Annotated in this window: 12 protein-coding genes; 2 read left to right on the forward strand and 10 right to left on the reverse strand. The window is 72.3% G+C overall.

The window, feature by feature from the left end:
• Positions 1–25 precede the first annotated feature (25 nt).
• The 7 genes from ACL00U_RS10570 to ACL00U_RS10600 all read right to left on the reverse strand — a co-directional run bounded on the left by ACL00U_RS10570 (position 26) and on the right by ACL00U_RS10600 (position 9,238).
• Positions 26–3,802: an AAA family ATPase gene (locus tag ACL00U_RS10570; RefSeq protein ID WP_412873381.1), complete on the reverse strand. Its 3,777-nt coding sequence runs from the start codon at positions 3,800–3,802 to the stop codon at positions 26–28.
• A 31-nt stretch (positions 3,803–3,833) separates the two neighbouring features.
• Positions 3,834–4,805 (reverse strand): bifunctional DNA-formamidopyrimidine glycosylase/DNA-(apurinic or apyrimidinic site) lyase, encoded by a 972-nt coding sequence (gene mutM / locus ACL00U_RS10575; protein WP_017888271.1) that lies wholly within the window; start codon positions 4,803–4,805, stop codon positions 3,834–3,836.
• A 4-nt stretch (positions 4,806–4,809) separates the two neighbouring features.
• Complete coding sequence (rnc, locus tag ACL00U_RS10580) at positions 4,810–5,535, reverse strand: ribonuclease III (protein ID WP_017888272.1); 726 nt, start codon at positions 5,533–5,535, stop codon at positions 4,810–4,812.
• Positions 5,536–5,548: 13 nt separating this feature from the next.
• Complete coding sequence (rpmF, locus tag ACL00U_RS10585) at positions 5,549–5,752, reverse strand: 50S ribosomal protein L32 (RefSeq protein WP_017888273.1); 204 nt, start codon at positions 5,750–5,752, stop codon at positions 5,549–5,551.
• A 55-nt stretch (positions 5,753–5,807) separates the two neighbouring features.
• Complete coding sequence (locus tag ACL00U_RS10590; protein WP_017888274.1) at positions 5,808–6,392, reverse strand: YceD family protein; 585 nt, start codon at positions 6,390–6,392, stop codon at positions 5,808–5,810.
• Between the two features lie 93 nt (positions 6,393–6,485).
• The gene (gene coaD, locus ACL00U_RS10595; protein ID WP_017888275.1) at positions 6,486–6,971 is read right to left on the reverse strand and encodes a pantetheine-phosphate adenylyltransferase; all 486 of its coding nucleotides are present in this window, start codon (positions 6,969–6,971) and stop codon (positions 6,486–6,488) included.
• A 38-nt stretch (positions 6,972–7,009) separates the two neighbouring features.
• A complete protein-coding gene (locus tag ACL00U_RS10600; RefSeq protein ID WP_412873382.1) occupies positions 7,010–9,238 on the reverse strand; it encodes an ATP-dependent DNA helicase RecG in 2,229 nt (742 codons plus the stop codon).
• Between the two features lie 98 nt (positions 9,239–9,336).
• Here ACL00U_RS10600 and ACL00U_RS10605 point away from each other — a divergent pair, with 98 nt between their 5' ends.
• A complete protein-coding gene (locus tag ACL00U_RS10605) occupies positions 9,337–9,897 on the forward strand; it encodes an RsmD family RNA methyltransferase (RefSeq protein ID WP_017887148.1) in 561 nt (186 codons plus the stop codon).
• Between the two features lie 102 nt (positions 9,898–9,999).
• Here ACL00U_RS10605 and thiL read toward each other — a convergent pair whose 3' ends face one another.
• On the reverse strand, positions 10,000–10,995 hold the full coding sequence (gene thiL / locus ACL00U_RS10610) for a thiamine-phosphate kinase (protein WP_412873383.1): 996 nt from the start codon (positions 10,993–10,995) through the stop codon (positions 10,000–10,002).
• A gap of 24 nt (positions 10,996–11,019) precedes the next feature.
• Here thiL and ACL00U_RS10615 point away from each other — a divergent pair, with 24 nt between their 5' ends.
• Positions 11,020–11,502: a DUF3515 family protein gene (locus ACL00U_RS10615; protein WP_017887146.1), complete on the forward strand. Its 483-nt coding sequence runs from the start codon at positions 11,020–11,022 to the stop codon at positions 11,500–11,502.
• A 9-nt stretch (positions 11,503–11,511) separates the two neighbouring features.
• Here ACL00U_RS10615 and ACL00U_RS10620 read toward each other — a convergent pair whose 3' ends face one another.
• Positions 11,512–12,594 carry a D-alanine--D-alanine ligase family protein gene (locus ACL00U_RS10620; protein WP_042539679.1) on the reverse strand — a complete coding sequence of 361 codons (1,083 nt, stop codon included), beginning with the start codon at positions 12,592–12,594 and terminating at the stop codon, positions 11,512–11,514.
• 59 nt (positions 12,595–12,653) lie between these two features.
• A complete protein-coding gene (locus ACL00U_RS10625) occupies positions 12,654–13,667 on the reverse strand; it encodes an NAD(P)H-dependent glycerol-3-phosphate dehydrogenase (protein ID WP_031259730.1) in 1,014 nt (337 codons plus the stop codon).
• Between the last annotated feature and the right edge of the window lie 62 nt (positions 13,668–13,729).

The raw sequence follows: 13,729 nt of genomic DNA on the forward strand, positions 1-13,729 counted from the left end.
TCTGTCGCGGTCGCGACCAGGGCGCCTACGCGACCGCGTCCGCCGGCTCGCGCTTCTGCACCCGCTGCCCGACGACGGCGGAGACGCCGTCCTGCCGCATCGACACCCCGTACAGGGCGTCCGCGATCTCCATCGTGCGCTTCTGGTGCGTGATGACGATGAGCTGCGACGACTCGCGCAGGCGCTCGAACACGGTCAGCAGACGGCCGAGGTTGGCGTCGTCGAGCGCCGCCTCGACCTCGTCCATGATGTAGAACGGCGACGGCCTCGCGGTGAAGATCGCGACGAGGAGCGCCACCGCAGCCAGCGACCGCTCGCCGCCGGACAGCAGCGTCAGGCGGTCGATCTTCTTGCCGGCGGGCTTCACCTGCACGTCGATCCCGGTGCCCAGCAGGTCGGACGGATCGGTCAGGTTGATCGACCCCGATCCGCCCGGGAACAGGATCGGGAAGATGACGTCGAACGCTTCCTTCGTGTCGTTGAACGCGGACTCGAAGATCGTCTGCATCTTCGTGTCGAGCTCGTCGATGATCGTCAGCAGGTCCGTCCGGGTCTTCTGCAGGTCCTCGAGCTGCTCGGCGAGGAACGCGTGCCGCTGCTCGAGCGCCTGGAACTCCTCGAGCGCGAGCGGGTTCACCTTGCCGAGCTGCCCGAGGTCGCGCTCGGCGGCCTTGAGCCGGCGCTCCTGCTCGGCGCGGACGTAGGGGACGGTCTCGACGTCGGCGGGGTCGATCTCGTCGGTCGTGTCGAACTCGGGCAGGGCGGGGCCGCCGGGCAGGGTGGACGCAGGCTCGACGAGGGCCAGGTCGTCGGCCGGCTCGTCAGTGCCGTCGTCGGTGCTCATCTCGGCGTCTGCGTCTGCGTCTTCGTCTTCGTGCGCGTCCGCGCGGTCCGGCTCGGGCACGCCCGCGGCGTCGGCGGCGACGGCCGCCGCTGCGCGCTCCGCCTCGCGGTGCTTCCGCGCGAGCACCCGCGGGTCCACGAGCACGTCGACCGGCACCGGCACGTGCGGCCCGTACTCGGCCACCAGTACCGCCTCGGTCAGCCCGAGCTCGCTCTGCGCCCGGTCGAGGACGCCGGAGACGTGCAGCTTCTTCTCGTAGATCTCCATCTCGAGGGAGTGCACGCCGTCGGTGATGGTCTGCAGGCGGTCGCGGAGTTCACGTTCCTCGTTGCGGATCGTCTGCAGCTCGGTGTTGCGCTTCGACCGCTCGGCTTCCTCGGTCGCCAGCTGCACCCGCGCCTCGGCCAGCGAACGGTCGACCGCGCCGAGCACCCCGGGCAGGTCGGCGAGCACGGCTTCGGCGGTGCGGATCTGTCCGCGGCGGATCACCGCGAGCCGCGCGGCTTCCTCAGCGGCGGCACGCTCGGCCTCCAGCTGGCGTTCGAGCTGGTCGGCGCGGTTTCGTTCGGCGCGCACCCGCTCGCGCACGGTCTCGACCTGGATGCGCTGCTCGACCTCGGCGGCGCGCGCGGCCTCGAGCGCGTCCTGCAGCGCGGGGCGCTCGGACGCGTCGACCACGGGGCGGTCCTGCTCGGTGAAGGTCCGGTGGGCCGACTCGGCCTCGGCCAGCGCCGCCTCGGCGGTCTCGACGGCACCGTCGGTCTCCGCCAGCGCGGCGCGCAGCCGCTCGACCTCGGCCGCGGCGTTCTCCGCCTTCGCCCGCGTCGACGCACTCGTGCGGTCGTACTCGGCCTTCGCCCGCGTGTACGCCCGGGATGCCGCGTCGGCCTCGTCCGCACGACGGCGTGCGTCCTCGACGGCGCTGCGCGCGGCCTGGAGGCCCGTGGCGGCGTCCTCCGCGTCGGTCGCGATCGCGTCGCGTCGGGTCACGGCGTCGTCGCGCTCCGCGACGAGCTCGATACGCGAGGTCACGCGTTCCCCGCCGCCGGTCACGCGGACCGCACGGACGAGGTCGCCGGACCGCGTGACCACCGTGGCCTGCGGGGCGGCGGTGAGCACCGCCTCCAGGTCGAGGTCGTCGGTCTCCGCGACCAGCGTGTCGCGCAGGATCGACGCGAGCGCCGGCGGTCCCTGCACCAGGTCGGTGGCACGGCGGACGCCGGCCGGCAGGGTCGCGGGCAGAGCGGTGGAGACGGGCACGGCGTCCGCGACGACGACGTCGATCCGGCCGAGGTCAGCGGCACGGGCGTGGTCGACGGCGTCGAGCGCCACACCGCGGCCGTCGGCGAGCACGGCGTCGGCGAGGCCCTCGAGCGCGGTGGCGATCGCGGCCTCGAACCCGGGGGACACCGTCAGGCTGTCGGCCAGGCGACCGACGATGCCCGCGCGGCCGGCGTCGATCAGGGCCTGCGAGCCGTCACGGACCTCGATCGACATGCCGAGCGCGGTGACCCGGGCGTCCAGGGCGTCCCGCTCGCGTTCGAGGGCGTGCAGCCGGTCGCGCTGCTCGTCGCGCGCGCTCTGTGCCCGTTCGAGCTCGGCACGCGCCTGCTCGAGGGTCTGCGCGAGTGCGGCCTCGTCGACACCTTCGGACGGGTCGACCCCGAGTTCGGCGAGGGCCGCCGCAGCACGCTCGGCACGCTCCCCGGCCTCGGCGAGAGCCCGCTCCCGCCGTTCACGGTCGGCGACGGCGGAACCGCGCTTCGACCGCGCGACGTCAACGGCACTGGCGAGCCGCTGCGCCTCGAGGTCGTGCTGCGAGACCCGGGCGGCCTGCGCGGCGATCCGCTCGTCGAGGGCGTCGAGGGCGACCCGGGCGTCCTGCACGGCACGGGCCGTCGTCGCCGAGCCGCCCTGCATCTCGTCGGCACGGGCCGCGAGGCGATCGGCCTCGGCGCGGACCCCGTCCACCTGCTCCTGGGTGACGGTCGGGCCCTGCTGCGGGGCGTCGGCCTGCTGCGCCAGGAACATCAGGCGCTGGTTCGCCAGGCTCGACAGGCCGCGGAGGCGCTCCTGCACGCTCTCGAGCCGGTGCACGACGGTGCGGGCGCGGTCGACGTCGTCGCCGACCATGCTCTGCTCGACGTGCTGCTGGCGCACCCGGGTCTGGTCGAGCCGTTCGGTCAGGACGATGCGCTCGGACTTGCGGCCGGCCTCGACCTCCTGGTGGTCGTGCAGCTCGCGGCGCAGGCGCACCACGTCGTCGGCCAGGATGCGGGCCTTGGCGTCGCGGAAGACCGCGGCGACCGACTGGGCCTTGCGCGCGACCTCGGCCTGTCGCCCGAGGGGCTTCAGCTGCCGCCGGATCTCACCGGCCAGGTCGGACAAGCGGGTCAGGTTGGTCTGCATCGCGTCGAGCTTGCGGAGGGTCTTCTCCTTGCGGCGGCGGTGCTTCAGGATCCCCGCGGCCTCCTCGATGAAGCCGCGGCGGTCCTCCGGCGTGGCGTGCAGCACCTTGTCGAGCTGCCCCTGCCCGACGATCACGTGCATCTCACGGCCCAGGCCGGTGTCGCTCAGCAGCTCCTGCACGTCGAGCAGTCGGCAGTTCTCACCGTTGATGGCGTACTCGCTGCCGCCGTTGCGGAACAGCGTGCGCGCGATCGTCACCTCGGAGTACTCGATCGGCAGCAGGCCGTCGCTGTTGTCGATGGTCAGCAGCACCTGGGCGCGACCGAGCGGACCGCGGGTGGAGGTGCCGGCGAAGATGACGTCCTCCATCTTGCCGCCGCGCAGGGTCTTCGCCCCCTGCTCCCCCATCACCCAGGCCAGGGCGTCCACCACGTTCGACTTGCCGGAGCCGTTCGGGCCGACGATGCACGTCACGCCCGGCTCGAACGCGAACGTCGTCGGCTGCGCGAAGGACTTGAACCCCTTGATGGTCAGGCTCTTCAAGTACATGCGGTCTCCGGATGCTCAGGTTGGCGTCAGGCTAACGCGTGCGGGCACGGGGACGCGGTTGGCACACGGGACAGATGTGGCTCGACCGGTTCATGAAGGCCTCGCGGACGATCGTGGTGCCGCAGCGGGGGCACGGCTTGCCCTGCTGGCCGTAGACGTTCAGGCGCTGCGAGAAGTACCCGGACTGCCCGTTCACGTTGACGTACTGGGCGTCGAAGCTCGTGCCGCCGTCCTCGAGCGCCCGGCGCAGGATGGCGCGGACCTCGTCGAGCAGGCGTCGCAGGTCGGCGCGGGTGAGCCGGTCGGCGGCGCGGTCGTAGTGCAGCTTCGCCGCCCACAGCGACTCGTCGGCGTAGATGTTGCCGATGCCGCTCACGACACCCTGGTCGAGCAGCACCCGCTTGATGCCGCTCGAGCGCTTCCGGGCCATCGCGGTGAACCGGTCGTCGTCGAACGCGGGATCGAGTGGGTCACGCGCGATGTGCGACACCTGGCCGGGCACCCAGCGGCGCCACACGGCGTCGGGGTCGGTCGCGTCGACCTGCCCGCCGAACCCGGCGGGAGCACCGTCGATCGTCGGCACCATCGCGTCGATCGCCATCGAACCGAACGTGCGCTGGTCGACGAACTCGAGCTCCACCGGGGGTTCCGGCGCACCCGCACGGTCGGTGCCCGCGGGCTGCACGTCGATGAGGATCCGCCGGTGCTTCGCCGCCTGCCGACCACGGCCCAGCAGGATCTGCCCGCTCATGCCGAGGTGGGCGACGAGTGCCTCGGGGCGGTCCCCGTCGTGCTCGGGCTGCAGCGGCATCCAGAGGAACTTGCCCCGGCGGACGGCGGCGGCGATGGTGCGACCGGTCAGTCGGTCGGCGAAGTCCTCGGCGGGGCCGTCGTGCCGGGTCAGGGCACGGTCGTCGACCACGTCGACGTGCAGGACCCGCGCGCCGCTGACGGCGGGTTCGAGGCCGGCGCGGACGACCTCGACCTCGGGGAGTTCGGGCACGCGGTCAGGCCGCTCGACCGGACAGCCGCGTCCACGCGTCGAGCGCGGCCGCCATCTCGGCTGCCTTCTTGCTCGACCCGGTGCCGGTGGCGATGTCCTCGCCCTGCAGGACGACCGTGGCCGTGAAGGTCTTGTCGTGGTCCGGGCCGGTCTCGGTGACGCGGTACGCCGGGTTGCCGAGCGAGCGGCTCGAGGCGAGCTCCTGCAGGCTCGTCTTCGGGTCCATCGCGGCGCCGAAGCGGTCCGGGTCGATCATGAGCGGCTCGACCAGACGGAGCACGAGCTCGGTGGCCGGGTCGGGGCCGGCCGACAGGTACGTCGCGCCGATCACGGCTTCGACCGTGTCGGCCAGGATCGACGACTTGTCGCGCCCACCGGTCTGTTCCTCGCCCTTGCCGAGGCGCAGGTAGCGGCCGAGCCCGATCATCCGGGCGATCTCGGCCAGCGCCACGGTCGACACCAGGCTCGCTCGACGCTTGGCGAGGTCGCCTTCGTCGAGGTCGGGGAACGACCGGTAGAGCTTCACGGTCACGGCCTGGCCGAGGATCGAGTCCCCGAGGAACTCGAGGCGCTCGTTGTGCTTGATGCCGCCGTGCTCGTAGGCGTAGGAACGGTGCGTCAGGGCGAGCTGGAGCAGCTCGAGATCGATGTCGACCCCGAGGATGCCCTGCAGACGAACGACGTCCGGCCCCGCGGGGCGAGACCCCGCAGCGCCGGACGTTGTCGTCATGCGTTCGGTCCGATCAGACGTCGGCGACCTTGCGGCCCTTGTACTCCATGTACAGGGGCGTGCCGGCCGAGTCCTCGACGACCTTCGCGCGGTGCGGGAGGCTGTAGGTGACCTGACCGTTCTCGATCGTCTTGACGAGCTGGATCGGCGTGGCCTTCCACTGCGAACGACGGGCGTGCGTGTTCGCACGGGACTGCTTGCGCTTGGGAACGGCCATGGTGAATCTCTTTCGGTTGGTCGGTGGTCGGAACGGGGGCTGGCGGTGTCGGGACCTACTCGGTCTCGGCCCGCTCCTCGCCCTCGGTGGTCTTCGGTGCGGTGGTGTCACCGTCGGTGGATCCTGCAGCACTGTCGTCGAGAGCGATCCCGCTGAGCGCTGCCCACCGGGGGTCGATCACCTGACGAGCGGGCTGCTCGCCGAGGTCGGCCAGACGCTCACCCGTCACCGGGTCGAGTCCTGGGCAGTCCGGTCGGCAGACCGGCTGGAACGGCAGCGACAGCACCACCGCATCTCGAACGACCTGTTCGGTGTCCACGTGGTCATCGCGAACGAAGAAGTCGAAATCCTCCGAGGCATCATACGCGAACAGCTCGGCGAAATCGACCTCGATCGGTTCGCTGATGTCGATGAGGCAGCGCGAGCACTCCCCCGCGGCGTCGGCTGAAGCGTGCCCGGACACGAGGACGCCCTCGTGCAGGCCTTCGAGCTTGACGTCGATCCGCAGTTCCGCACCCTGGCGGACGGCGATCAGACCGGCCCCCATCGCGTCGGGCACCTCGATGTCGAGCGAGTGCTCGCGCATCTCGCCCGGCCGGTGCGCGAGGTCGCGCACGCGCAGGGCGTAGGGGCTGTTCACGGGGGAAGACACGATCGACAAGCCTAGCGCGATCCAGGCCGAGAGTCGAGGTGGCGACAGGCGTGTCCGGACGCGGTGCCGCCCCGGGGACGCTCAGCGGGCCGCGAGGGCGTCCGCGACGGTCTTCGGCACGTAGGGCGTGACGTCGCCGCCGAGGGACGACACCTGGCGGATGAGCGAGCTCGACACGTGCGCCCGTGACGCCTCGGGCAGCAGGAACACCGTCTCGACGTCGGCCAGGTGGCGGTTCATGATGGCCATCGGGGTCTCGTACGCGACGTCCTCGCCGGACCGCACGCCCTTCACCAGGACCTTCGCGCCGACCTGCCGGCAGTAGTCGACCAGCAGGCCCGACGTCCATTCGCCGACCGTGACCGTCCCGGGCGCGCCGACCTCGACCAGCGAGTCCCGGATGAGCCGGACCCGGTCGACCGCCTCGAACATCGCCGGCTTCTTGTCGGGGTTGTGCACCACGAGGACGTGCACCTCGTCGAAGAGCCCGGCCGCGCGGCCGATGACGTCGAGGTGCCCGAGGGTGACGGGGTCGAAGGAACCGGGGACCACCGCGATCTGCGCCATGGCAGCGACGATACCGCGCGCGCCGTCGTGCCCCCGGGTCAGTTCTTGCCGAGGAACGCCGCGTCGGACTCGTCGAGGCGCCGGGCGAGCGCGTCGCGGAGGGCCGGCGACCCCTCGAGCTCCGGGTCGGGTTCGAGTACCCGCTCGGCCTCTTCGCGCGCGTCGACGATGAGGTCCGCGTGCTCGACCACCCGGAGCAGGTTGAGCGAGGACCGCCCTCCGGACTGCCGTTCACCCAGGACGTCGCCTTCGCGTCGGAGCTCGAGGTCGATCCGGGCGAGCTCGAAGCCGTCGTCCGAGGCGGCCACCGCCTCGACGCGCTCACGCGAGGTGGTCTCGAGCTCGGCCGTGGTGACGAGCAGGCAGACACCGGCCCACTGCCCACGGCCGATGCGACCGCGCAGCTGGTGGAGCTGCGAGACACCGAACCGGTCGGCGTCGAGGACCGCCATCATCGCCGCGTTCGGCACGTCGACCCCGACCTCGATCACGGTCGTGGCCACGACGACGTCGAGGTCACCGGCGGCGAAGGACGTCATCACGCGGTCCTTCTCGTCGGCGGTCATCCGGCCGTGCAGGACCGCGATCGAGCGCCCCTCGAGCGCGGGCATGGTGCGCATCCGCTCGGCCGTGGCGAGGACGGTCGCAGGAGCGCGCTTCGGGGCGTCGGCCTCGGCCTCGGCGGGTTCCGGCTCCCCGTCGTCCTCGGTGTGGGCGTCGTCGATGGCTGGACAGACGACGAACGCCTGCCGGCCCTTCGCGAGTTCCTCGGCCATCCGCGACCAGATCCGGGGCTCCCAGCCGGGGTGCTCCGCGAGCGGGACGGTGAAGGTCTCGACGCCGGCACGCCCCGACGGCATGCCCGTGATGGTCGAGACGTCGAGGTCGCCGAACACGGTCATCGCGACGGTGCGCGGGATCGGTGTGGCCGTGAGCACGAGCACGTGCGGCGGGGTCGTGCCCTTGGTGCGGAGGGCCTCGCGCTGCTCGACGCCGAAGCGGTGCTGCTCGTCGACCACCACGAGTCCGAGCTCGGCGAAGTCCACCCGGTCGCCCAGGAGGGCGTGGGTGCCGACGACCAGCCGTGAGCTGCCCGACACCGCGGCGAGCAGGGCACGACGGCGTTCGTCGGTGGACTGCGACCCCGTCAGGATCACCGGTCGGAGTTCGGCCGCCAGGTCCGGACCGAGGAACTTCACGATGGACCGCAGGTGCTGCGCCGCAAGCACCTCGGTCGGGGCGATGAGCGCGGACTGCCCGCCGGACTCGGCCACGGTGAGCATGGCCCGGATCGCCACGAGGGTCTTGCCGGAACCGACCTCACCCTGGATCAGGCGGTGCATGGGCCAGGTACGGGCGAGGTCGTGGTCGATGTCGGCACCGACGGCACGCTGGTCGTCGGTCAGCGTGAAGGGCAGGGTGGCGTCGAAGCGTTCGAGGATGCCACCGGGAGCGGCCACGCGCGGCGTCGCCGCGGTGCGACGGGCCGCGATCCGGCGCTGCACCAGGGCGGTCTGCAGCACGAACGCCTCGCGGTAGCGCAGGGCGTCCTGCGCGCGCTTGAAGTCGGCGACCTTCTCGGGGCGGTGCAGCAGTTCGAGAGCCCGGCGGAACGGCACGAGGTCGAGCCGGGACCGCGCGGACGCGGGCACGGGGTCGGGCAGGTCCGGCAGGGTGTCGAGGACGATGCCGATGGACTTCGCGATCTGCCACGAGGTGAGCGAGGCCGTCGCCGGGTAGATCGGGATCGGCTGGCGCGACCACCGGATCGCTTCGTCGGAACCGGGGTCGGCGGTGGCCCGTGGGTCGTCCGGGTCGAACAGCTCGTAGTCCGGGTGGGCGAGCTGCCGGGCACCGCGGTAGTCGCTGACCTTGCCGGAGAAGATGCCGCGGGCGCCGGGCACGAGGTCCTTCGTGCGCCATCCCTGGTTGAAGAACGTCAGGGTGAGCAGCCCCTTGCCGTCACCGATCTTCGCTTCGAGGATGGAGCCACGACGCGCGCGCATGGTGCGTTCGCGGACGTCGACCACCTCGGCCACGATGGTGACCGGTTCGCCGATCGCGAGCGAGTCGAGGGCCGTCAGCGCACCACGCTCGGCGTACCGACGCGGCGCGTGCTCGAGGAACTCCCCCACCGTGCGGTAGCCGAAGGCCTTCTCGATCGCGGTCGCCGTCCGACCGCCGAGGACGTTCGCGAGCCGCGCGTCGAGCGGCGCCGGACCGAGGTCGGGCGCGGCCGGCGCAGCGGGGGTTCCGGAGGTGACCACGGTCCAACGGTACCGGGCACGACCGACCCCACCCGCGCCTCCCGAACGGGCCTGTGGAGAACGCCGGAACGGACCCGCCGGGCCGATACGGTGGCTGCATGACCCGCATCATCGCCGGCGCCGCCGGCTCCCTGACGCTCCGCGTGCCGAAGTCCGGCACCCGGCCGACGAGCGACCGCGTGCGTGAGGCGCTGTTCTCGTCGCTCGAGGCGCGGGGACTGGTCGAGGACACGTCGGTGGCCGACCTGTACGCGGGCACGGGCGCGCTCGGGCTCGAAGCGGCATCGCGCGGGGCCGTCGAGGTGGTCCTGGTGGACCGGGCGTCCGCAGCGGCGCAGGCGTGCCGGGCGAACGCGAAGGCGGTGCAGCAGCGGATCCCCGGTGTCCGGATCGACGTGCAGCCGCAGCCCGTGCTCGGGTACCTGCGCGGAACCGTCCGCACCTTCGACCTGGTGTTCATCGACCCGCCCTACGACGTCACGGAGCACGAGCTCGCCGAGGTGCTCGAGGCGCTGGCGCCGAAGCTGACTCCCGACGCCGTCGTCGTGGTCGAGCGGAGCAAGCGCTCCCCCGAACCCACCTGGCCGACGGGGCTCGCGCCGTTCAGCAAGCGCAGCTACGGCGAGACCGTCGCGTGGGAGGCCGTCGCCGCCGACTGAGGCGCGGTGCGCCTGTGCACGCGCTCTGCGACAGTGCACCTGTCGAACGACGCGTGTCCTGTCGCAACACGGTCCTGCACCGACCGGATCGGGTCAGCCGGGTCAGCCGGCGGCGCCGTCCCAGTCGGCGTAGGGGTCCCAGCCGGTCGTCGGCACCGGGGAGCCGGCGCGCAACAGGTCTGCGTCGCCACGCTCCCGCACGACGCCGATGCGGCGGAAGCCCCCGGGCAGGACGACGTCGGCGGGGAACGTGGCGAGGAGTCCGTGGTCCTCGCCGCCGTGCAGCGCGGCGTCGTCGAGTTCGGCCTCGGCGTCGATCTCCAGCGTGACGCGGCTCGCGCGCGCCAGCCGGCCGGCATCGATCGCCAGGCCGTCCGACAGGTCGAGCATCGCGGTGGCCCCCGTCTGCGCGGCGAGCGGGCCGTCGGCGATCGGCGGTACCGGGCGACGCTGCCGTCCGACGTTGGGGTCCGTGTCGGCGCCGCTCGTCACGGTCGCTGCGCGGTCCGGCTCGCCCCGGTCGTCCACGCCGTCGCGGAACAGCCGGGACAGCCCACGTGCGGCACGACCCGTCTCGCCGGACACCGCGAGCACGTCACCGACCCGGGCGCCCGACCGCAGCACGGGTGCGAGGCCGCGCAGGTCCCCGAAGGCGGTGACGGTGACCGTGAACGTGGCCGAGGTGGAGAGGTCCCCACCGACCACCCCGCACCCCGGCGCGAGCGCGTCGACGGCGAGCCGGAAGCCGTCGGCGATGCCCTCGAGGACCGCGACGGGGGTGTCCTGCGGCGCGGCCAGGGCGATCACGAGGCCACTCGGCACCGCACCCATCGCCGCGACGTCGGAGAGGTTCGTGGCGGCGGCCTTCCACCCGACGTCCGTCGGCGACGACCATGCCCACCGGAAGTCCGGACCGTGGACCATCATGTCGGTCGTGACGACGAACCGACCGTCGGGTGCTGCCACCACCGCGCAGTCGTCACCGGGGCCGAGGATCGGCGTCCCGGTCGGCAGGCGGCTCGTGATCCGGTCGAGGACGACGAGTTCGCCGAGCTCCCCCACCGTCGGTCCGGTCCAGGCGTCGTCCGTCGCGTCCACACGAGAACGGTAGCCTGGACGGTGATGGACACCGCGCGCCGCACCCCTCGGACCCTCGCGATCGTCGGGGTCGTGATCACCCTCGCCGCCGGGCTGACCGGGTGCACGAACGCCGTCTCGATGACCGCAGCGCCGTCGGCCGACGCCGCAGCGTGTGCCGCCGTGCAGGTCCGACTGCCCGCGACCGTGGGCTCCAAGTTCGACCTGCGGAACACGAACGCACAGGCCACGGCGGCCTGGGGCGACCCCGAGGTGGCGATCTACCACTGCGGCGTCGCCGTGCCCACCGTGTCCGACCTGCCGTGCTTCTCGCAGGGCGGCGTCGACTGGATCCGCGACGACCGCGGCGACCAGGTCGTCTTCACCACGTTCGGACGGTCGCCGGCCGTGCAGGTCGTCGTCGACTCGACGAAGACCACGTCGGTCGTGCAGGAGCTGTCCGACGCCGTGTCGTCGCTGCCGAAGGACGGACACGAGTGCCTCGACCCGGCGGACGTGCAGGGCTGACCGACCTGGTCAGCGGACGGCGGCGCGACCCAGTTCGATGAGCTCGGTGACCAGCTCGCCGTAGGACACGCCCGACGCCGCCCAGCAGCGCGGGTACATCGACAGCGGCGTGAAGCCCGGCATCGTGTTGACCTCGTTCACGACGAAGCCGTCGTCGGTCAGGAAGCAGTCGACACGGGCCAGGCCCGAACCGCCGATGGCCTCGAACGCGCGCGCGCCGATCGAGCGGATCTCGTCGGTCTGCGCCTCGGTCAGCGGGGCCGGGCAGAGGAGCGACTCGTCGCCGCCCAGGTACTTCGAGGCGAAGTCGTAGAAGCCGTCCTCGGCCACCACGATCTCGCCGGGCAGGCTCGTCCGCGGCGCACCGTCGCGCCCCTCGAGCACGGCCACCTCGACCTCGCGGCCGATCACCCGCGGCTCGATGATGACCTTGGAGTCGTGCTCGAACGCCAGGTCCATGGCGGCACCCAGCTGCGAGGGGTCGTCGACGCGCGAGACGCCCATGCTCGATCCCGCTCGGGCCGGCTTGACGAACAGCGGCCAGCCGTGTGCCGCGACCGTCTCGGCGACGTCGACCGGGTCGGCCGCCCACTGCCGGCGGAGCACCGTGGTCCACGGGGCGACCCGCAGCCCGGCGTGCTCGAGCACGGCCTTGGCGACGTGCTTGTCCATCGCCAGGGCGCTCGCGAGCACGCCGTCGCCGACGTAGGGCAGCCCGGCGATCTCGAGCAGGCCCTGGATCGTGCCGTCCTCACCGAAGGGGCCGTGCAGGATCGGGAACACCACGTCGACCGGGATCGCGGTGACGGTGCCGTCGGGGTGCGACACGACGAGTTCGTTCGTGGCCGGGGACGTCGGGAACGCGATCCGCGTGCCGTTGTCGGCCACGGTCGGCAGCGCGCCGTCGCGGATCGTCCACTGCGCCGGGTCGTCGGACTGCAGCGTGAAGGCACCGTCCTGGGTGATCCCGATCGGCACCAGGTCGTACTCGGACCGGTCGACGACGTCCATGATGCCGCCGGCGGTCACGCAGCTGATCTCGTGCTCGCTCGATCGACCGCCGAAGAGCACGGCGACGGTGGTCCTGGGCATGGGGGTTCCCTCGGGGATCGTGGGCACGGGAGTCCCTTCGTGACTCGGTGCGGGACCGGTCACTCGCCCTGCGGCTCGTCGGTCTCGGTGAGGTGCGGCGCGATGTTGCGCGGATCGAGCCTACCGGCGAGGACCTCGCCGACCTGGCTGACGATGGGCATGTCGACACCGTTCGCCGCGGCCAGCTCGAGGATCGGGGCGACCGAGGCCAGCCCCTCCGCCGTCTGGTTCATCTGGCGGACGACCTCGTCGAACCGGTAGCCCTGACCGAGCAGCCGCCCGGCGGTGTTGTTCCGCGACAGCGGCGACTGGCACGTGGCGATGAGGTCGCCGAGGCCCGCGAGCCCGGACAGCGTGGACGACTGCGCACCGAGCGACACCGCGAAGTCGGTCATCTCGGCCAGGCCGCGGGTGATGATCGAGGCCTTGGTGTTCTCGCCGTAGCCGACCCCGTCGACGATGCCGATCGCCACGGCGATGAGGTTCTTCAGCACGCCGCCGAACTCGGTGCCGATGACGTCGGTGTTGATGAACGACCGGAAGTACGGGTTCGTCGCGACGGCGGCGACGTCGGTGGCGGTCTCCAGCGAGGACGACGACACCACGGCGGCGGTCGGCTGCCGGCGGGCGATCTCGAGCGCCAGGTTCGGCCCGCTGGCCACGGCGATGCGGTCCTGGTCGATGCCGAGGCCCTGCAGCAGGACCTCGCTCATCCGCAGCCCCGTGCTCTTCTCGACGCCCTTCATCAGGCTGACGACCGGCACGTCGGCGGGCAGCAGCTCGCGGATCGCGGCGAGGTTGGAGCGCAGGGTCTGCGAGGGCACCGAGACGTACACCTGCGAGGCACCGTCGAGCACGCGCTCGAGGGACGTCGAGGCGGTCAGCGTGCGCGGCAGGTTGATGCCGGGCAGGTAGTCCGAGTTGCGCTTGGTCTCGGTGATCTCGCGGGCGACCTCGGGGCGCCTTGCCCACACCACGGTGGACGCACCGCCCTCGGCCAGCACCTTCGCGAACGTGGTGCCCCAGCTGCCGGCACCGATGACGGCCACCCGGGGCTTGTCGGTCGACTGCATGACCACCCGGATCGCAGCGGTGTCGAAGGCCCCGGGAGCCGCCGCAGCGGGGTCGGGTCGGT

It is taken from the genome of Curtobacterium poinsettiae, from assembly GCF_047226435.1.
GTDB lineage: Bacteria > Actinomycetota > Actinomycetes > Actinomycetales > Microbacteriaceae > Curtobacterium > Curtobacterium poinsettiae.